Source organism: Novosphingobium anseongense, assembly GCF_037482895.1.
Lineage (GTDB): Bacteria > Pseudomonadota > Alphaproteobacteria > Sphingomonadales > Sphingomonadaceae > Novosphingobium > Novosphingobium anseongense.
This window is the reverse complement of record NZ_JBBHJZ010000002.1, coordinates 144,040-163,007: the sequence shown is the minus strand read 5'-3', so window position 1 is coordinate 163,007 and position 18,968 is coordinate 144,040. Positions and strand designations below refer to the sequence as shown.

Below are 18,968 nucleotides of genomic sequence, written 5' to 3'. Positions count from 1 at the left end.
CGTCATCGTGCAAACATAGATGCAGGCGATGGCCAATTCCACCCAGACTCCCGTCCAGCCCCCTGTCGCCGCGAAAAAGCCGCACAGCTTCACCCACCACGGCCTGACCGTCAGCGACGATTACGCCTGGTTGCGGGACCCCGGCTATCCGACGGTGACCGACAAGGACGTGCTCGCACACCTCGAGGCCGAGAACGCCTGGTTCGAGGCGCGAATGGAGCCGCACAAGCCGCTCGTCGACACGCTGTTCAAGGAGATGCGCGCGCGGATCAAGGAAGCCGACAAGTCGGTACCGCAGAAGGACGGCGACTACCTCTACTGGATCGAGTTCGAGGACGGCGCCGAATACAAGAAGTGGTGGCGCAAGCCGGTCGCTGGCGGCGCGGACCAGCTGATCCTCGACGAGGTCGCGCTGGCCGAGGGCAAGAGATACTTCCGGCTGGGCGCGCTGTCGGTCAGCGCCGACGGCAAGCTGCTCGCCTATGCGATCGACGACAACGGCTCCGAGCGCTTCACCGCGCGGATCAAGGACCTGACGACCGGCGAACTGCTGCCCGACGAGATTCCGGGCACGCTCTCGGCGCTGGTCTGGGTCGCGAACGACAAGGGCCTCGTCTATTCGCTCGCCAACGAGAACTGGCGCACCGACAACGCCCGGCTGCACTGGCTGGGCCAGCCGCTCGACAGCGACGTCGAGCTCTATCACGAGGACGACGAGGGGTTCCGCGTCGGGTCGTCGCTCTCGGCCAACGAGAAGTGGCTGATCGTCTCGGCCTCGGACCACGAGACCAGCGAAGTGCGGCTGATCCCGGCGCATGATCCGCTGGCCGCGCCGATCCTGGTCAGGCCGCGCGAGAAGGGCGTCGAATACGATGTCGATGAGCGCGACGACGTGCTCTACGTCCACGCCAACGACACCCACGAGAACTTCCGCCTGGCCACGGCGCCGCTCGCCGCGCCCGGAGAATGGAGCACGGTGATCGAGGGTTCGGACGCGTTCTACCTGACCGGCTTCGACCTCTTCGCCGACTTCTACGTGATCGAAGGCCGCAAAACACTGGGCGCCGGGGCCGGGCTCGATCAGATCGAGCTGCGGCATTACGACGATCCTGCGTATGTTCAGCCGATCGTGTTCCCCGAAGCGAGCTATTCGGCGGGCCTGGCCGACAATCCCGAATGGGCGGTGGACCGCCTGCGGCTGTCCTACGAATCGATGGTCAGCCCGGCGACGGTCTATGACTACCACCTGGCCGACCGGCGCCTCGAGACGCTCAAGGTCCAGGAAATCCCCTCGGGCTACGACGCGTCGCTCTACCGCACCGAGCGGCTCGAGATCACCGCGCGCGGCAGCACCGCGATCCCGGTCAGCGTGGTCATGCGGCGCGACCGGCCTGCGGGCGGCCCGCTCTACCTCTACGGCTACGGCGCCTATGGCATATCGATCGACCCGGGCTTCTCGACCGCGCGGCTGAGCCTGGTCGACCGCGGCTTCGCTTACGCGATCGCGCATATCCGTGGCGGCGACGATCTCGGCCGCGCCTGGTACAAGGCGGGCAAGCTCGACCGCCGGACCAACACCTTCAACGACTTCGTCGACGTCGCCCGCGATCTGATCGCGCGCGGTCACACAGAGGCGGGCAAGATCGCCATCTCGGGCGGCTCGGCCGGCGGCGAGCTGATGGGCGCGGTGATCAATTCGGACCCACACCTGTTCGGCGCCGTCGCCGCGCACGTCCCTTTCGTCGACGTGCTCGCGACGATGCTCGACGAGACCCTGCCGCTGACCCCGGGCGAATGGCCCGAATGGGGCAATCCGATCGAGGACCAGGCCGCCTTCGAGCTGATCCGCAGCTACAGCCCTTACGATCAGGTTTCGGCCCAGGCCTATCCGCCGCTGCTCGTCACCGCCGGGCTCAACGATCCGCGCGTGACCTATTGGGAGCCGGCCAAGTGGGTCGCGAAGCTGCGCGAGCTCAAGACCGACGCCAACGAGCTGCTGCTCAAGACCAACATGGGCGCGGGCCACGGCGGCAAGTCGGGCCGGTTCGAGTCCCTGCGCGAAACCGCCGAGGAGTTCGCCTTCATCCTCTGGCAGCTCGGAGTGAAGGCTTGAGCAACCGTCACACCATCACGCTCACCGCGCTGCCCGAGCACATCGACGTGATGGGCCACGTCAACAACGCGGTCTGGGTGCAGTGGATGGAAGCGCTCGCGACTGCGCATTGGGAGGCCGACGCCGCGCCCGAGCACGTCGCGTCCTATGCCTGGGTCGTGACCCGGCACGAGATCGACTATCGCGGCAACATCACGGTCGGCGAGAGTGTCGAGGCCGAGACCTTCATCCCCGATCCGCCGAGCGGCGCGAAGTTCGACCGGCGGATCGATTTCCGTAGGATTGGCGAGGACGGCCAGGCCGGCAAGGCCGGCAAGGTGATCGTCTCGGCGCGGTCGACCTGGGCGATGATCGATCTCAAGACCGGACGCCTGATGCGCGTGCCGCCCGAAGTGGCGGCGCCGTTCATGCCTGATTGATCAGGCGGCGCGGGGCCTGAGGCCGCCGAAACTCTGCATCTTTTCGCGCATCGTGCGGTTGCGGCCGGCATCCTTGGCTTCGTAGAGCAGGCGGTCGCAATGGCCGTAGAGCACGCCGAACTCGGCGCGCATCCCGCCATCGTCGGGCATCTCGACCAAGCCCATCGAGGCGGTGACCATGCGGTCGAGCCCCGGCACGCGTGCGGCGATGCGCGTGGCAATGGCTTGGCGGCGGCGCTCGGCGCGGTTCACCACGTCGTCGCCGCGCAGCAGAAGCAGGAATTCCTCGCCACCGAGACGGATCGCGCGGGTATCGAGATCGGGCTCGAGCGCTTCGGCCGCGGCGCACAGCACGGCGTCGCCGGTGATATGGCCATAGGTGTCGTTGACCGACTTGAACTTGTCGAGATCGAGCACGGCCATGGCGCGATAGCCCTCGGCGCGCAGCGTCTCGAAGCGGTTTTCGAGGCCGCGGCGGTTGAGCAGCCCGGTCAGCGGATCGCGCTCCGACTGTTCCTCGATGATGCGGATTTCGGCCACGGCGAGGTCGCGCTCGCGCCGGATCGCGAGCAGGCGGTCGAACACGCCGAGCGAGGTGATGACCACTTCGAGCCCCAACGCATAATGCTGCGCGACGAGCATCTCGATCGGTCCGTCGGTCAGGCCGAGCGCCGAGCCGATGCGGATCGACGCGGTCACCATCACCGGGGTCCAGGCTGCCGCCTGATAATAGACCGCGCGGCTGCCGCGCCGCCAGGCGACAACCATGACCCAGACGAAGAGCCCCATCGGCGGCAGCAACGAGCCCAGATAGAACGGCGCGACATAGGGACGAAGGCCACCGTCGACGAAGAGGTAGATCAAGGTCACCGGCAGCATCCAGAGGCCGACGCAACGCAGCAGCCGGCGCTGGATCGGATCGAGCTTGCCCGGTTCGATGAGGTCTGCGGAAAAGGCCGAGGCGGCGGCGATCCCGCCTGCGACCGAGAAGGCCGACGCGAGGCTGAGCTGAACGATGTCGAGCGTGAGGAAACGGTTGATCAGCCCCGAGGTCACCAGGGTGTGGACCAGCATGCAGGCGGTCGCGAGGACGTGCCACAATAGGAAGCGTTCGCGCAGCACGCGGAAGAAGGCGAAGTTGAATAGCAGCGGCATGCAGAGCATCCCGCAGAGCCCCGCGATCAGCAGTTCGTGCGACAGCGAGCGGCGATCCGAGGCGCCGGTCAGCTCGGCGAAGGAGATCATGCCCGTGTGACGCGCGCCCTCGATCTCGACGACGACCGTTGCGATCGGGCCGGCGATCCGCGGTAGGTCGATCGACATCATCCAGTCGTCAGTGACCGGCGTCACCTCGTGCTCGGTGACGCGGCGCGTGGCCATGGTGCCATCCTGGCCGATCACGAGAACGCGTATCGACGCGAACCGCGTCAGCCGGGTGGAGAAGGCGGTCGGCGTTTCGGTGTCCGGGTGCAGATCGAAGCGGAGGAAGCTCTTGGCCGATGCGACCGACCAGTCCGAGGTCGTGCAGTTCCAGCGGCGCGGATCGCGAGCGATCGCGGCATAGTCCTCGGCTGCATTCCCCGTGGCGTGACAGGTGGGCCGTGCGGATGGCTCAGCGGCAAATGCCGGCTGTGTCGCCGCAAGGCCAAAGGCCGCGACGAGCCACACCACCAACAGACGTATGGGCCCCCATTCCATACACGATGGGTACGCGGCCGCTGCTCAAGAACGGGTTAACCGTATGCGACTTTGGTCTAAAAAACTTCGGCGAGCGGTTTGAATTCGTAGCCCAGTTCGCGCGCGACGGCCTCGTAGGTGACGTGGCCGGCGTGGACGTTGAGCCCGGCCGCGAGGTGCGGATCGGCCTGCAGTGCACCCTTCCAGCCACGCTCGGCGATCTGCAGGACGTGCGGCAGGGTGACGTTGTTGAGCGCATAGGTGCTCGTGCGCGCCACGGCTCCGGGCATGTTGGCGACGCAGTAGTGGACGATCCCCTCGACGATGAAGGTTGGGTTGCTGTGCGTCGTCGGATGGCTCGTCTCGAAGCAGCCGCCCTGGTCGATCGCGACGTCGACGAGCACGGCGCCGGGCTTCATCGTGGCGAGCATGTCGCGCGTTACCAGCTGCGGCGCGGCGGCGCCAGGTACGAGAACCGCGCCGATCACCAGGTCCGCCTCGGCGACAGAAGCGGCCAGGTTGGCGCGGTTCGAGAAGCGGGTCTTGGCGCGGCTCTCGAAATGGGTGCCGAGGCGTTCGAGCGCGGCGGGATCGCGATCGAGGATCGTCACGTCGGCGCCCATGCCGACCGCGACCTGCGCAGCGTTGAAGCCGACCACTCCGCCGCCGATTACCGCGACCTTGCCGGGCATCACCCCCGGCACGCCGCCGAGCAGGACGCCGCGCCCGCCGTGTTCCTTCTGCAGCGCGGTCGCGCCCGCCTGGACCGACATCCGCCCGGCGACCTGGCTCATCGGCTTGAGCAAGGGCAACGCATTGCCCGGCCCGGTCACGGTTTCGTAGGCGATCGCGGTGACGCCCGAGCGGACGAGATCCGCGGTCTGCTCGGGGTCGGGGGCGAGGTGAAGATAGGTGAACAGCACCTGGCCCTCGCGCAGCTGCGCCCGCTCGCCGGGCTGCGGCTCCTTGACCTTCACCACCAGCTCGCACTGCGCGAAGATCGCCTTGGCATCGGGAGAGATCGTCGCGCCGGCAGCCTCGTAGTCGCGGTCGGAGGCGCCAATGCCGAGGCCCGCACCGCTTTCGACCCAGACCTCGTGGCCGTGTCCGGTCAGCTCACGGACGCTCTCGGGCGTCAGGCCGACGCGATATTCGTGGTCCTTGATCTCGCGAACGGTGCCGACGCGCATACCAATTCCTTTCAGCCGCTCCCCGCCTGCCAACATGGGCAGAGCGGGCCCCGGCTTCAATCGGCGCGATTCAGGCCGTGAACCGCGCGCGGTCGATCGTTAGCGGCCGCGTATAGGAGGGATCGTCGCGGCCGCGCGTCGCGGGGACATAGGCGCTGTTGCCGGCATTGCCGTCGGGCCCCCAGATCTCGTCGCGCACTTCGACCACGCAGACGCGTTCGGCGATGGCCCAGCGGCCCTCGCGCTTCTCGAAGCGATCGAGGTAGCGCCCGCTCGAGATGTTGTACCAGGGCGGCGCGCGGTTGAGGCAGCGGAACAGGTAATAGGACTCGGTGTGGGCGACATCGCCGTCGAGCTCGCAGCGGTGGTTGGTGATGTGGTGCTGCGTGAACTCCTGATAGGTCTCGTGCATCTTGAGCACGACCTCGGCGAATTCCGTGACCGGGCCGACGAAGGTGCTGCCGTGATCGTCGATCGCATCGGGGTGATAGGCCGAGAGCAGCAGCGCGCGATCAAGCCGGTCGATGCCGCGGCAATAGCGCATCACGCAGTCGTAGATCTCGTGGCGGTCTTTCATTTCGCGCGCGATCGCGGCGGCTTCGGCGTCCATGACCTGTCTCTCCCTCGCTCGTTTCGGAGAATTTAGCCACGGCTCCGGCGATGCTGCAAAGACCAATCATGCCGGCGTGCGATGCTCATCCGGCATAGGTCGAGAGCCGGCGGTGGTCGAACAGCCACTCGGCCGGCCACTCGCCGCCGGCGACCGCCGCGGTCCATTCCTCGAAGATCACGCGCTCGACCTCGTTGTAGGTGCTGCGCGGCACGCGCCACAGTGGCTGGACCGCATAGAGCACGGTGCGGTCGATCGCCGGGTCGACGACCGCGGCCGCGACCAGCTCGCCGCGCGCGACTTCGTCGCGGCAGAGCAGCGGCGGCAGGATCGTATAGCCGGCGCCGGCCGCGACGACCTGCTTGGCGAGATCGATCGAATCGACCTCGCTGGCGACGACGAACCGGTCGTCGCCGCGCGCGGCCAGCTTTTCGAGCAGGGTCGGCAGACCGTCGGGCGCGCTCGGCAGGATCAGCGGGAAGTGGTGCAGGTCGGCGAAGGCGATCGTCTCGCGCCCGGCCAGCGCCGAACCGGGGGCGCCGACCAGCAGCAGCGGTTCGCGCAGGACCTCGCTGCGGAACACGCGGTCGTCGGGAGTGACGCCGGTGAGCACGGCGATGTCGACCGCGCCGCGCAGCAGGTCGGCGGCGAGTGCGGCCGAATCGCTCTCGACGAAGCGCAGCCGCAGGTTCGGCAGGTCGCGCGACAGCCGCAGGAACAGCCGCGGGCCGAGCAATTGCATCACGCCCGGCGGCAGGCCCATGGTGAAAAAGACCTCGGCGCGCGCGGCGAGCGCGCGGACGTTCTTGAGCGCGAGATCGAGCTGGGCGAGCGGATGGTCGAGCGCCTCGCGCAGATATTCGCCTTCCTCGGTCAGCCGCATGCCCTTGGGCACGCGGCGGAACAGCTTCACCCCGAGTTCGCTTTCGAGCAGCTGGATCTGCCGTCCGAGCGCGGGCTGCGCGACGCCGAGGCCGCGCGAGGCACGCCCGAGCGAGCCTTCGTGCGCGATGCGCAGGAAATAGCGGAGCCGGCGCAGTTCCATCGCGCCAAGGCATACCATTAGGGCATTGCTGCACCACAGATATTGTAGTGGCAGCATGGGGTCGCGCGGCGCATCCTTTCCGCAACGATCCGGCCGAAGCCGGACGTCGGGAGAACGAGGATGGCCGCGTCAGCCGAGTACAACCTGGGTGAATATGCCTTTCCGCGCGGCTGGTTCGTCGTCACGAACAGCAACGAGATCGACGGCGCGCGACCGCTGAGCGCGCGCTATTTCGGCGAGGACGTCGTGCTGTTCCGCGGCGCGAGCGGCGCGGTCGGCATGGTCTCGGCCTATTGCCCGCACATGGGCACGCATTTCGGCACGTCGAACCATTCGTACATCGTCAGCGCCGGGCTCAACGTCCAGGGCGAGGGCGTGCGCTGCCCGTTCCACGGCTGGCGCTTCAACCGCGAGGGTGTCTGCGATCACATCCCCTATTACGACGGCGCGATCCCGCAGGCGGCGCGGGTCAAGGCCTGGGCGGTCGTGGAGCGCTGGGGCGTGGTGTTTTGCTGGAACGATCCCGAGGGCGGCGAACCCGATTTCGACCTGCCGGTCTTCCCCGAGTGGGACGACCCTGCCTACGTCCGCTGGCAGGGGCTCGACCATCTCGTCGATCTGCCGTGCCATCCGGTCGAGGTGTTCGACAACAATTCGGACTATGCCCACCTCAACTACCTGCACGGCGGCAAAACGCTCTACTACGAGAACGAGGTCCAGGGCGTGCTCTACCACCAGCGCCAGTCGGTGCTCTCGTACCGTGTCGATTTCGGCGAGGAGTGGCAGCGGCATCCAGGCGTGACGCCGGCCTGGGATCAGCAGGGCGAGCAGCCGCTGTCGACCGACAACGCCTATCACGGCGTCGGGCTAAACGCCGCGCGCTTCTTCGAACTCGAGGCGGCCGAACTGATCGCGGCGACGCCGATCGACGACGGCTCGTGCCGGCTCTGGCAGGGGGCCTTGGTGCGCGCGCCGGGCGGGGTGGTCGACGAGGCCGCGCGTGAGCGGGCCAGGATGCTCAACCAGATGTTCGGCCAGGGCCTCGGCCTCCACGACGGCGAGATCTGGCAGACCAAGCGCGCGGCGACGCGGATCATGCAACTGCCCACCGATGGCCCCTTCGGGCAGGCGCGGATCTGGTACAGCCAGTTCTTCAACCCGCGCGCGCGCGCCGCCGAGATCGTCGCGCGGGTCAGCGGCGTGCATCGGGTCAAGGGTGTGCCCGGTGCGCCGGCCGTACAGGCCGCGGAGTAGCCGGCCTTACCATCTGGGGATATTATCGCGTCGCGATCTGCGGAAGGTTCGCGTCGGGCGAAGGAGAGGCCTGTTGGACTATCAGGAACTGGGCCGCAGCGGCCTGCAGGTGAGCGCCTTCGGTCTGGGCGTGATGACCTTCGGCGGCCAGACGCCCGAAGCCGACGCGCTGCGCCAGCTCGACATGGCCTTCGAGGCGGGCGTGACCCTGTTCGACACGGCCGAGAACTATCCCACGCCGACCGGACCCGAGACGCAGGGGCGTTCGGAAGAGGTGCTCGGCCGCTGGATCGCCGCGAGGGGCCTGCGTGACAAGGTGGTGGTCGCGACGAAGGTCGCCGGGCCGGGCAATGCCGCGGGCGACATGACGCATATCCGTGGAGCCCAGCGCCGGCTCGACAGCGCGAACATCCGCGCGGCCTGCGAGGCCAGCCTGCGCCGGCTGGGCACCGATCATATCGATCTCTACCAGCTCCATTGGCCCGAGCGCGCGGTGACGACGCTCGGCCGCTCGCGCTATTCGCGCGTTCCCGATGCGCCCGAGCAGGTTGCGATCGAGGAGACCTTGGCGGCGCTCGGCGAACTGGTCGCCGAGGGCAAGGTTCGCGCGATCGGCGTCTGCAACGAGAGCCCCTGGGGCGTGATGCGTTTCCTCGCCGAGGCCGAGCGTGCCAGCCTGCCGCGGATCGCCTCGGTACAGAACGGCTACAGCCTGCTCGATCGCTATTACGAGCTCGGCCTCGCCGAGATCGGCCTGCGCGAGGGGCTGGGCCTGCTCGCCTATTCGCCGCTCGCGCGCGGCACCCTGACCGCCAAGTACCGCAACCGCCCGGCCGACGCGCTGGGCCAGTCCGAGAGCTTCGCCGCGCGGATGCTGTCGGAGAACCGCAAGCACGCGATTGCCGCCTATGCCGATCTCGCTGCGGCGCACGGGCTCGAACCCGCACACATGGCCCTGGCCTTCGCGCGCCAGCAGCCCTTCATGGGCGCCGTGCTCATGGCGGCAAGCTCGGTTGACCAGCTCCGCGACAACCTCGGCGCGGTCGAGCTTTCGCTTCCCAAGGAAGTCATCCAGGCGATCAACGCGATCCACGACGCCAATCCCAATCCAAAATAAGAAGCCAGGGTGAGACGATGAACTTCGGCCTGAATGACGACCAGCAGATGCTGCGCGACACTTTCGCGCGCTTCCTCGACGAGCATGCCTCGATGCCGCGCCTGCGCGCCGCGCAGGAGACAGGTGGCTTCGACCGCGCGCTCTGGCAGGGCCTGGCCGAACTCGGCACTTTCGCGATGCGCGTGCCCGAGGAGGCTGGCGGGCTCGGCATGGGCACGCTTGACGCCGGGCTGGTTGCCGAGGAGTTGGGCCGCACACTTGCCTCGGGGCCGGTGATCGAAGCCGTGCTGGCGGCGCGGCTGCTTGGCCAGCTGGGCGCCGCAGACCTGCTCGCGGGCGTGGTCGACGGTAGCGCGGTCGCCAGCCTGGCCTTGCGCGACGTGGTCGACCATTCGCTGCAATGGCTGCCCGGCGGGGCCCAGGCCGATCTCGTCCTCGCGCGCCGCGGCGAAGACATCGTGGCGATCGCGGTGAGCGAGATCGACCGCAAGGCCGAGGACAACCTCGCCGCGAACGGCATCGGCGAACTCGATCTCGGCAAGCTCCCGGCCACGGTCCTCGCCAGCGGCCAGCAGGCGGTCGAGACCTTCGCCGGCGGGCTCGAGGAGTGGAAGCTGTTGACTGCGCTCGCGCTCAACGGCCTTGCCCGCGAGGCCGTGCGGCTCGCCGCGGCCTATGCCTGCGAGCGTCAGGCCTTTGGCCAGTTCATCGGCACCTTCCAGGCCATCTCGCACCCGCTCGCCAACTTCCAGGTCGAGGTCGAGGGCGGCAAGCACTTCGCCTGGAAGGTGATCCACGAGATCTCGGTCGGCGACGAGAGCGCCGCGGCCAATGTCAGTCTGGCCTTGTGGTGGAACGCGCAGACCGCGGTGCGCGCGGGCATCCAAGGCCTGCGCACCTTCGGCGGCTACGGCCTGACCACCGAATACGACATCCACCTCTACAACCTGCGCGCCAAGGCCTGGGGCTTGATCCTCGGCGATCCGGCGCGGCTGCTCGAGGAGGCGGGGCGGCGCATCTATGCGGGCGAGGCGGCGGCCTTGCCCGATGTCGGCCCCGTCTCGATCGACTTCGACCTCGGCGAAGAGGCCGAGAGCCTGGCGCGCGAGACCGACGAATTCTTCCGCAAGACCCTGACCCCCGAGCTCAAGAAGCACGCGCACTATTCGTGGGACGGGCATCATCCCGAGGTGCACAGGAAGCTCGCCGAGGCGCGGCTGTTGTTTCCCGAGTTGCCGCCCGAGAAGGGCGGCCGCGCCGCCTCGCCCTATGCCAGCCACGCGGTCGCCTCGGTCTGGGAGGAGCACGGCTGGACCGGACACGCCAAGGGCACGACGATGATGGTCGCGGCGATGATCGACAAGTTCGGCAGTCCCGAACTCAAGGAACAGGTGCTCAAGCCCATCCTCGCGGGCGAGACGGTCTGCTCGCTCGGCTATTCGGAACCGGGCTCGGGTTCGGACGTCTTCGCCGCGCAGACCAAGGCCACGCCCGACGGGAACGGCTGGCGGATCGACGGGACCAAGATGTTCACCAGCGGCGCCAACCTGGCCGACTACGTGATCATGCTCTGCCGGACGAATCCCGACGTCGCCAAGCACAAAGGCCTGACGATGTTCATCCTGCCGCTCAAGGCCGAGGGGATCACCGTCCAGCCGGTCCACACCTTCCAGGACGAGCGCACCAACATCACCTTCTACGACGGCGTGAAAGTGCCCGACACCTGGCGGCTCGGCGAGGTCGATGGCGGGGTGAAGACGATGAGCGCCGCGCTCGAACTCGAACACCGCGGCGGCGGCTTTTCGAAGGCGCACCACGCGATGATCAAGGCGGCCGAGGTGCTCGCGCGCGAGATCCAGTTCGAGGGCCGCCCGCTGATCGAGGACCGCGGTGCGCAAGGCCGCCTGGCGCGGGCGCGGGCGCATGTCGCGATCTCGGAGATGCTCGGCCTGCGCGCGCTGTGGGGCGCCGAGGAGCGGCAGAACCTGCCCGCGGCCGGGCCGATGGCGAAGCTGTTCTCCTCGGAGAAGTTCCTCGAGGATGGCAGCGACCTGCTCGACCTGACCGCGCCACTGTCCTTGTCGAAGCGCGAAGGCGCCGCGCTGTTCGTCAACCAGTCCTACCGCCACGCCCACGGCACGACGATCTATGCCGGCACCAGCGAGGTCCACCGCTCGATGATCGCCGAGCGCGCGCTCGGCCTGCCGAGAAGCCGCGGCTGACCAAGATCCTCCCCTCGTGGGGAGGATCGTCTACGATCGATTCCTCCGCAGAATTTTTTTCACAGATTCACTTTGACTCTTGCGCCCGGCGAGACCGCTGGAAAATCGGCGCGTCGCTTGCCCCGAGTGTGAGTCCGAAAGGCCACTCAAGGCCTTCATCAACCTTTCATTATGATTAACCCTCTTGCGCGCGACTCGGAATTTGCCACTATCGGTTGTGGTTGCGGCGCAGGGGTGCATCTAAACCTTGAATCGAGCGGAGGGGTCGCCACATTGGCCCTGTCCCGCGAAATCAAGTGTCCGGATGCGTCTTCTGACCCGCATCGGCAGTGCAATGGGGGATAAGTTTTTCCCCCAAGCCACGTCGGTATCGCTAGGTTGGGCGCTTGCCCGCTGAGTCGAACGAATGTGGAACACAGGCGAAGCGCATTTTCGAAGACCGGGGGCCGAAACGTGGAATTCAGGAACGGAAACGAGGCGGATATGGACGGTGCTGAAGCGAGCCTGTTCGCGGCGGAAACGCCCACGCTGAACAAGAAGGAGGCGGGCGCCAGCCCGGCAGTCGCGATGACGCAGAAGACCGAAGCCAGCGAGACCGATCTCGTGGCCCAGCTCGGCGCAGAGGCCCTGGCCAATGCGGTGACAGGCGCGATGAAGGCGGCGGCTTCGCCCAAGGAGGATTCGAAGGCGATCGCCGCGCGTCGCTTCACGATCGTCACCGACGACAGCCGCGACGCGCTGCTGACCGATTTCGGCAAGGACACGCTCGACGATCGCTACCTGCTGCCGGGCGAGAAGTACCAGGACCTCTTCGCGCGCGTCGCCGACGCCTATGCCGACGATCAGGACCACGCCCAGCGGCTCTACGACTACATCTCGAAGCTGTGGTTCATGCCCGCGACGCCCGTGCTGTCGAACGGCGGCACCGGTCGCGGTCTGCCGATCTCGTGCTACCTGAATTCGGTGTCGGACAGCCTCGAAGGCATCGTCAACACCTGGAACGAGAACGTCTGGCTGGCTTCGCGCGGCGGCGGCATCGGCACCTACTGGGGCTCGGTGCGCGGCATCGGCGAGCCGGTCGGCCTCAACGGCAAGACCAGCGGCATCATCCCCTTCGTGCGCGTGATGGACAGCCTCACGCTGGCGATCAGCCAGGGCTCGTTGCGCCGTGGTTCGGCCGCCTGCTACCTCGACGTCTCGCATCCCGAGATCGAGGAGTTCCTCGAGATCCGCAAGCCGTCGGGCGACTTCAACCGCAAGGCGCTGAACCTGCACCACGGCGTGCTGCTGACCGACGACTTCATGGAAGCCGTCGCCGCGGGTGACGAATTCCACCTGCGCAGCCCCAAGGACGGCTCGGTCCGCGCCACGGTCGATGCGCGCAGCCTGTTCCAGAAGCTGGTCGAGACGCGCCTGGCCACGGGCGAGCCCTACATCGTCTTTTCGGACACGGTGAACCGGATGATGCCGCAGCATCACCGCGACCTGGGCCTCAAGGTCTCGACCTCGAACCTCTGCTCGGAAATCACCCTGCCGACCGGCGTCGACCATCTCGGCAACGATCGCACGGCGGTCTGCTGCCTGTCCTCGCTCAACCTCGAGACCTGGGACGAGTGGAACGGCGACGACCTGTTCATCGAGGACGTGCTGCGCTTCCTCGACAACGTGCTGCAGGACTATATCGACCGTGCGCCCGACGAGATGGCGCGCGCCAAGTATTCGGCCGCGCGCGAGCGTTCGGTCGGCATGGGCGTGATGGGCTACCACTCGTTCCTGCAGATGAAGAACATCGGCTTCGAGAGCGCCATGGCCAAGGCCTGGAACCTCAAGATGTTCAAGCACATCGCCGCCAAGGCCGACGAGGCCTCGCTGATGCTTGCGCAGGAACGCGGGGCCTGCCCCGATGCCGCCGACATGGGCGTCATGCAGCGCTTCTCGTGCAAGATGGCGATCGCGCCGACCGCGTCGATCTCGATCATCTGCGGCGGCACTTCGGCCTGCATCGAGCCGATCCCTGCGAACATCTACACGCACAAGACGCTGTCGGGCTCGTTCGTCGTCAAGAACCCCTATCTCGAGAAGCTGCTGGCTTCGAAGAGCAAGGATTCGACGAACGTGTGGAACTCGATCCTCGAGCACGGCGGTTCGGTCCAGCACCTCGACTTCCTCAGCCCCGAGGAAAAGGCGGTCTACAAGACCTCGTTCGAGATCGACCAGCGCTGGCTGCTCGAATTTGCCGCCGACCGCACGCCCTATATCGACCAGGCGCAGTCGCTGAACCTCTACATCCCGGCCGACGTCGACAAGTGGGACCTGATGATGCTCCACTTCCAGGCCTGGGAGCGCGGCATCAAGAGCCTCTATTATCTGCGCTCGAAGTCGGTCCAGCGCGCGGGCTTCGCCGGCGGCGTCGAGGCGGACAACACCGTCGAAGCGCCCAAGTACGAGCTGGCCTCGAGCACCGACTACGACGAGTGTTTGGCCTGCCAGTAAATTGGGTCTGTCAGTGAGCTAAGTTCCTCCCCCTTAGGGGGAGGGGGACCGCCGAAGGCGGTGGAGGGGTGTCCCGGCTAGCGGTTACACCCCTCCGTCAGCGCTTCGCGCTGCCACCTCCCCTTGCAGGGGAGGATCGAAAACCTACCGCCCCCGCCGATCCACCGTCGCCGTCACCGCGACGTCCATCGTGACGTTGCCCAGCGTGCGCATGAGGTCGGGCAGCATTTCCACCGCGACGAGCAGCGCCAGCGGCTCGATCGGCACGCCCATGGCCAGCGCGATCGGGCCGATCGCGGTCACGAAGCTGATCGTGCCGGGCAGCGAAACCGAACCGAGCGTGGTCAGCAGCGCGACGCCGACGCCGGCGGCCATGCTAGCGGTGGTGATCGGCGTGCCGGTGAGCCAGGCGACATAGATCGCCACGGCCAGGTTCATCGCCGGCCCGGTCGCGCGGAACAGCGCCACGGCGAGCGGCAGCACGAAGTCGGCGCGGGCCTGGCTGACGCCGAGCGTGCGACAGGCGGCGAGCATTGCCGGAAGGCTGGCGAGCGAGCTCTGGGTCGAGAAGGCGACGGTCTGCACCGGGATCATCGCGCGCGCGAAAGCGCCCAGCGAAAGCCGCGCGCCCGCTACGGCCAGGACATAGCCCGCCGCCAGGACCACCGCGCCGATCGCACTGACGAGGCCGATATAGTGGGCCAGCGCCGCGATGACCGCCGAGCCGCTCTGCGCCGCGACCGCAAACCCCAGCGCGAAGACGCCCAGCGGGGCGAGCTTGAGCACCCAACCGATCACCACCATCATGGCCGCGGCGACGGCGGCGAAAAGTCCGGCCAGCGGATCGCGCTGCGCCGGCGGCAGTCGGGTGGCCGCCAGTGCGAACAGGGTGAAGAACACGATCACCGGCAGCATCGCGTCCTTGGCGGCGGCGTCGACGATGTTGACGGGCACCAGCGAGGCGATGACCTCGGCCAGCCCCGGTACGGCACCGGGATCGGCGCGCGTCATGCCGCCCAGCGCCGCGGTCGCCTCGACCGGAATCGGGAAGGCGCCGAGCAGGGGCGGCACGACCAGGGCGGCGAAGACCGTGCTGCTCGTCAGCACCAGCGCGAAGAGCCCGAGCGTGCGTCGCGCCAGCGCGCCAGCCTGGGCGGCCGCCACGGTCTGGACCACGCCGGTGAACAGCAGCGCCGCGACCAGGGGCAGGATCGTCATCTGCAAGGCGCGCAGCCACAGCGATCCGAGCGGTCGGGCCACGGCCAGGACCGACGTCTCGGCCGCGCTGCCACGCAGCAGCAGGCCGACAAGCAGGCCGGCGATGAGCGCGATGAAGGTCCAGAGCGCCGGAACTCGGATTTCCGGAAAGCCGATACTGGTCTCTTCAGGTGGCGCCATGGGTTTCCTGTCTTGGCTGATCGGTATGGGCCGGACGGGCTTGTCTTATGCCCGCCTCCGGCACATTAACCGCCTGTCGTTACATGGCAATCGAACGCGCAGAACACGGAAACGGGCATGGCAAAGAACTACTTCGGCACCGACGGCATCCGCGGGCGGACCAACGCCGGAGTCATGACCGCGGCCGTCGCGATGAAGGTCGGCCAGGCGGCCGGGCATCGCTTCCTGCGCGGTGACCACCGCCACCGTGTGGTCATCGGCAAGGACACACGGCTGTCTGGCTACATGCTCGAGAACGCGATGGTCGCGGGCTTCACCTCGGTCGGCATGGACGTGATCCTGCTCGGACCGATGCCGACGCCGGGTGTCGCGATGCTCACCCGCGAGCTGCGCGCCGACGTCGGGGTGATGATCTCGGCCAGTCACAACCCCTACGAGGACAACGGCATCAAGCTGTTCGGTCCCGACGGCTTCAAGCTCTCCGACGAGGACGAACTGGCGATCGAGGCGATGCTCGGCGAGGAGCAGCCGCTCGCGCCCTCCGAGGACATCGGCCGCGCCCGCCGCATCGACGATGCGCGGGGGCGCTACATCCACGCGGTCAAGGGCTCGCTGCCGCACGATATCCGGCTCGACGGGCTCAAGATCGTCGTCGATTGCGCCAATGGCGCCGCCTACCAGGTCGCGCCCTCGGCCTTCTGGGAATTGGGCGCCGAGGTCCACGCGATCGGCGTCACGCCCAACGGCAAGAACATCAACGACAAGGTCGGCTCGACCCACCTCGATCTGGTCAAGGAGACTGTGGTCGCGAGCGGCGCCGACATCGGCATCGCGCTCGACGGTGACGCCGACCGCCTGATCGTCGTCGACGAGAAGGGCCAGACCGTCGACGGCGACCAGATCATGGCGCTGATCGGCAGCCAGTGGGCCGCGCAGGGGCGGCTTTCGGGCGGCGGCGTGGTGGCCACGGTCATGTCGAACCTCGGGCTCGAACGCTTCCTTCAGGGGCAGGGGCTCGAACTGTTCCGCTCGAAGGTCGGCGATCGCTACGTTCTGGAGCTGATGAAGGCGCGCGGCTGCAACTTCGGCGGCGAGCAGTCGGGCCACATGATCCTGCTCGATCACGCCACCACCGGCGACGGCACGATCGCCGCGCTGCAGGTCCTCGCCGCGCTGGTGCGCTCGGGCAAGCGCGCGAGCGAACTGCTTCACCTGTTCGATCCCGTGCCGCAACTGCTCAAGAACGTGCGCTTTTCGGGCGGCAAGCCTTTGGAGGATGCGCGCGTCCAGGCGGTCATCGCCGACGTCGAGGCTTCGCTCGCAGGCAAGGGTCGCCTGGTGATCCGACCCTCGGGCACCGAGCCGGTGATCCGCGTCATGGCCGAAGGCGACGATGCGGCGCAGGTCCAGCAATCGGTCGACGCGATCTGCGCGGCCGTGGCCGAGGCGGCTGCCTAAATCTTCCAGAGGGAAGAGGAACGAGAATTCCTTTCCTTCCCTGAACCCCGCTCGCCTAAAGGAGGCACTAGGAGACCTGGCATGCTCGAAATGCGCCCCGATTGCGAGAAATGCGGCACCGACCTTCCTGCCGAGGCGCCCGGCGCCTTCATCTGTTCGTTCGAATGCACTTACTGCGCCGAATGCGCGGAAAGCCTCGACGATCGCTGCCCCAATTGCGGGGGCGAGCTAATGGACCGCCCGACGCGCGCGAAGAAGCATCACGCCAAGAGCCCGCCCTCGACGCAGCGCAAGTTCCAGGGATGACCACACCCCCGCGCATTCTCTCGATCGCCGGTTCGGACAGCTCGGGCGGCGCCGGCATTCAGGCCGACATCAAGACGATCACGATGCTCGGCGGCTATGCGATGACCGCGATCACCGCGATCACCGCGCAAAACACCTTGGGCGTCACCGACGTGATCGCGCTCTCGCCCGAGATGGTCGGCGCGCAGATCGATGCCTGCGTCGGCGACATCGGCGTCGATGCGGTCAAGATCGGCATGCTCGGCTCGCCCGAAATCGCCGCGATCGTCGCCGATCGGCTGGCAGCGTTGGATGCGCCCGTGGTGTTCGACCCGGTGATGATCGCCACCAGCGGTTCGGTCCTGGCCGACGCCGCGACGATCGCGGGCTTCGAGCGGCTGATGGCGCTCGCCACCCTGACCACGCCCAACGTGTCCGAGCTCGAGGCGCTGGGGGGGCGGGCCGGTTTCGCCGCGCGCGGCGTGACCTATCTGGCCAAGGGCGGCGATGCCGAGGGCGACGTCGTCGAGGACAGCCTGTGCTTTCCCGGCCACGCCCCCGTCGCCTGGCGGGCGCAGCGCATCGTCACGCGCCACACCCACGGCACCGGCTGCACCTTGTCGAGCGCGATCGCGACCTACCTGGGCAAGGGCCTGGAGCTCGAGGAAGCGATCTTCGCAGCGCGCCAGTTCGTCCGCGCCGCGCTGGCCGCGGCCCCCGGCTTCGGCCAGGGCCACGGCCCGCTCGGGCATCAGGCGGTGCGACCCGACTGACGTCAGCAGTCGAGGTCGTAGAACTCGACGATCTTCTGCCAGCCGTCCTCGGCGGTTTCGACCCAGTGGAACAGCGCGGTGTCGTTCTCGTTGATCACGCCTTCCTCGGCGAGCGCCTGGAAGTTGATCACGCGGTTCCAGTATTCGCCGCCGAACAGCAGGATCGGGATCGGCTGCATCTTGCCCGTCTGGATCAGGGTCAGCAGCTCGAAGAATTCGTCGAAGGTGCCGAAGCCGCCCGGGAACACCGCCACCGCGCGCGCGCGGAGGAGGAAGTGCATCTTGCGCAGCGCGAAGTAGTGGAACTGGAACGAGAGATCGGGCGTGACGTAAGGGTTGGGTGCCTGCTCGTGCGGCAGGACGATGTTGAGCCCGATCGAATCGGCGCCGGCCTCCATCGCGCCGCGGTTGGCGGCTTCCATGATCGACGGGCCACCGCCCGAGCAGACCACGAACTGGCGCATGCCCTTCTCGACGATCGCGCAGGTGCTGGCGATATGCGCGAGCTTGCGCGCTTCCTCGTAATACTTCGACTTCGCGATCAGGCTCTCGACCACCTTGGCGCGTTCGGGCGTGGTCGCCGTGGCGCGGACGGCCTCGACATGCTCGGGCGAGGGGATGCGCGCGGAGCCGTAGACCACCAGCGTCGAGCCGATGTTCGCCTCTTCCATGAGCATCTCGGTCTTGAGCAGTTCGAGCTGGAAGCGCACCGGACGCAATTCCTCGCGCAGGAGGAAGTCGGTGTCACGGAAGGCGAGGAGGTAGGAAGGGCTTTCGGTCTGCGGCGTCGTGTTGAGCTTCGCATCGGCGAAAGAGGCTTCTTCGCCGGCCTTGTAGAAGCGGCGGTTGGTGAGTTTCTTTTCTTCGTCGGTCATTTCATCCCCAATGCTCCTCCCGACAGGCCGCGTCGAGAC

General features: G+C 67.5%; 15 protein-coding genes. 9 read left to right on the top strand and 6 right to left on the bottom strand.

What is annotated here, in order from left to right:
* The first annotated feature begins 28 nt into the window (after nt 1-28).
* Both WG901_RS09465 and WG901_RS09460 read left to right on the top strand, forming a co-directional pair.
* Nucleotides 29-2,113, top strand: coding sequence for a S9 family peptidase (locus WG901_RS09465; RefSeq protein WP_339586821.1), 2,085 nt, complete (start codon nt 29-31; stop codon nt 2,111-2,113).
* Entirely contained in the window at nt 2,110-2,532 is a 423-nt protein-coding gene (locus WG901_RS09460; RefSeq protein WP_339586820.1) for an acyl-CoA thioesterase, read from the top strand. Before WG901_RS09465 ends, WG901_RS09460 begins: the two co-directional genes overlap by 4 nt.
* On the opposite strand, the gene WG901_RS09455 is transcribed toward WG901_RS09460, so the two are convergent.
* The 4 genes from WG901_RS09455 to WG901_RS09440 form a co-directional block, all read right to left on the bottom strand.
* Nucleotides 2,533-4,230: a sensor domain-containing diguanylate cyclase gene (locus WG901_RS09455; RefSeq protein ID WP_339586819.1), complete on the bottom strand. Its 1,698-nt coding sequence runs from the start codon at nt 4,228-4,230 to the stop codon at nt 2,533-2,535.
* A 56-nt stretch (nt 4,231-4,286) separates the two neighbouring features.
* Nucleotides 4,287-5,399: an alanine dehydrogenase gene (gene ald, locus WG901_RS09450; protein WP_339586818.1), complete on the bottom strand. Its 1,113-nt coding sequence runs from the start codon at nt 5,397-5,399 to the stop codon at nt 4,287-4,289.
* Between the two features lie 70 nt (nt 5,400-5,469).
* Nucleotides 5,470-6,009: a nuclear transport factor 2 family protein gene (locus WG901_RS09445; protein ID WP_339586817.1), complete on the bottom strand. Its 540-nt coding sequence runs from the start codon at nt 6,007-6,009 to the stop codon at nt 5,470-5,472.
* 85 nt (nt 6,010-6,094) lie between these two features.
* Complete coding sequence (locus tag WG901_RS09440; RefSeq protein ID WP_339586816.1) at nt 6,095-7,054, bottom strand: LysR family transcriptional regulator; 960 nt, start codon at nt 7,052-7,054, stop codon at nt 6,095-6,097.
* A 120-nt stretch (nt 7,055-7,174) separates the two neighbouring features.
* On the opposite strand from WG901_RS09440, the gene WG901_RS09435 reads away from it, so the two are divergent.
* The 4 genes from WG901_RS09435 to WG901_RS09420 all read left to right on the top strand — a co-directional run bounded on the left by WG901_RS09435 (nt 7,175) and on the right by WG901_RS09420 (nt 14,140).
* Entirely contained in the window at nt 7,175-8,308 is a 1,134-nt protein-coding gene (locus tag WG901_RS09435) for a Rieske 2Fe-2S domain-containing protein (RefSeq protein ID WP_339586815.1), read from the top strand.
* Between the two features lie 73 nt (nt 8,309-8,381).
* Nucleotides 8,382-9,425 (top strand): aldo/keto reductase, encoded by a 1,044-nt coding sequence (locus WG901_RS09430; RefSeq protein ID WP_339586814.1) that lies wholly within the window; start codon nt 8,382-8,384, stop codon nt 9,423-9,425.
* Nucleotides 9,426-9,442: 17 nt separating this feature from the next.
* Nucleotides 9,443-11,647, top strand: a complete 2,205-nt coding sequence (locus tag WG901_RS09425) for an acyl-CoA dehydrogenase family protein (RefSeq protein ID WP_339586813.1) — start codon at nt 9,443-9,445, stop codon at nt 11,645-11,647.
* Between the two features lie 567 nt (nt 11,648-12,214).
* Entirely contained in the window at nt 12,215-14,140 is a 1,926-nt protein-coding gene (locus tag WG901_RS09420; RefSeq protein ID WP_417603045.1) for a ribonucleoside-diphosphate reductase subunit alpha, read from the top strand.
* A 144-nt stretch (nt 14,141-14,284) separates the two neighbouring features.
* Here WG901_RS09420 and WG901_RS09415 read toward each other — a convergent pair whose 3' ends face one another.
* The gene (locus WG901_RS09415; protein ID WP_339586811.1) at nt 14,285-15,538 is read right to left on the bottom strand and encodes a dicarboxylate/amino acid:cation symporter; all 1,254 of its coding nucleotides are present in this window, start codon (nt 15,536-15,538) and stop codon (nt 14,285-14,287) included.
* 117 nt (nt 15,539-15,655) lie between these two features.
* Between WG901_RS09415 and glmM the strand changes: the two genes are divergently transcribed.
* From glmM to thiD, 3 genes are all read left to right on the top strand, one after another.
* Nucleotides 15,656-16,996, top strand: coding sequence for a phosphoglucosamine mutase (gene glmM, locus WG901_RS09410; protein ID WP_339586810.1), 1,341 nt, complete (start codon nt 15,656-15,658; stop codon nt 16,994-16,996).
* An 81-nt stretch (nt 16,997-17,077) separates the two neighbouring features.
* Complete coding sequence (locus WG901_RS09405) at nt 17,078-17,302, top strand: DUF1272 domain-containing protein (RefSeq protein ID WP_339586809.1); 225 nt, start codon at nt 17,078-17,080, stop codon at nt 17,300-17,302.
* The gene (thiD, locus tag WG901_RS09400) at nt 17,299-18,054 is read left to right on the top strand and encodes a bifunctional hydroxymethylpyrimidine kinase/phosphomethylpyrimidine kinase (RefSeq protein WP_339586808.1); all 756 of its coding nucleotides are present in this window, start codon (nt 17,299-17,301) and stop codon (nt 18,052-18,054) included. The genes WG901_RS09405 and thiD overlap by 4 nt, the downstream gene beginning before the upstream one ends.
* A 2-nt stretch (nt 18,055-18,056) precedes the next feature.
* Here the strand turns inward: thiD and WG901_RS09395 are convergent, their stop codons facing one another.
* Nucleotides 18,057-18,929 (bottom strand): LOG family protein, encoded by an 873-nt coding sequence (locus tag WG901_RS09395; RefSeq protein ID WP_339586807.1) that lies wholly within the window; start codon nt 18,927-18,929, stop codon nt 18,057-18,059.
* Between the last annotated feature and the right edge of the window lie 39 nt (nt 18,930-18,968).

What these genes read in the sequence shown, in the direction of transcription:
- WG901_RS09465 (WP_339586821.1), top strand. Translation starts at nt 29, where the DNA reads ATGGCCAATTCCACCCAGACTCCCGTCCAGCCCCCTGTCGCCGCGAAA.
- WG901_RS09455 (WP_339586819.1), bottom strand. Translation starts at nt 4,230, where the DNA reads ATGGAATGGGGGCCCATACGTCTGTTGGTGGTGTGGCTCGTCGCGGCC.
- ald (WP_339586818.1), bottom strand. Translation starts at nt 5,399, where the DNA reads ATGCGCGTCGGCACCGTTCGCGAGATCAAGGACCACGAATATCGCGTC.
- WG901_RS09445 (WP_339586817.1), bottom strand. Translation starts at nt 6,009, where the DNA reads ATGGACGCCGAAGCCGCCGCGATCGCGCGCGAAATGAAAGACCGCCAC.
- WG901_RS09440 (WP_339586816.1), bottom strand. Translation starts at nt 7,054, where the DNA reads ATGGAACTGCGCCGGCTCCGCTATTTCCTGCGCATCGCGCACGAAGGC.
- WG901_RS09435 (WP_339586815.1), top strand. Translation starts at nt 7,175, where the DNA reads ATGGCCGCGTCAGCCGAGTACAACCTGGGTGAATATGCCTTTCCGCGC.
- WG901_RS09425 (WP_339586813.1), top strand. Translation starts at nt 9,443, where the DNA reads ATGAACTTCGGCCTGAATGACGACCAGCAGATGCTGCGCGACACTTTC.
- WG901_RS09420 (WP_417603045.1), top strand. Translation starts at nt 12,215, where the DNA reads ATGACGCAGAAGACCGAAGCCAGCGAGACCGATCTCGTGGCCCAGCTC.
- WG901_RS09415 (WP_339586811.1), bottom strand. Translation starts at nt 15,538, where the DNA reads ATGGCGCCACCTGAAGAGACCAGTATCGGCTTTCCGGAAATCCGAGTT.
- glmM (WP_339586810.1), top strand. Translation starts at nt 15,656, where the DNA reads ATGGCAAAGAACTACTTCGGCACCGACGGCATCCGCGGGCGGACCAAC.
- WG901_RS09405 (WP_339586809.1), top strand. Translation starts at nt 17,078, where the DNA reads ATGCTCGAAATGCGCCCCGATTGCGAGAAATGCGGCACCGACCTTCCT.
- thiD (WP_339586808.1), top strand. Translation starts at nt 17,299, where the DNA reads ATGACCACACCCCCGCGCATTCTCTCGATCGCCGGTTCGGACAGCTCG.
- WG901_RS09395 (WP_339586807.1), bottom strand. Translation starts at nt 18,929, where the DNA reads ATGACCGACGAAGAAAAGAAACTCACCAACCGCCGCTTCTACAAGGCC.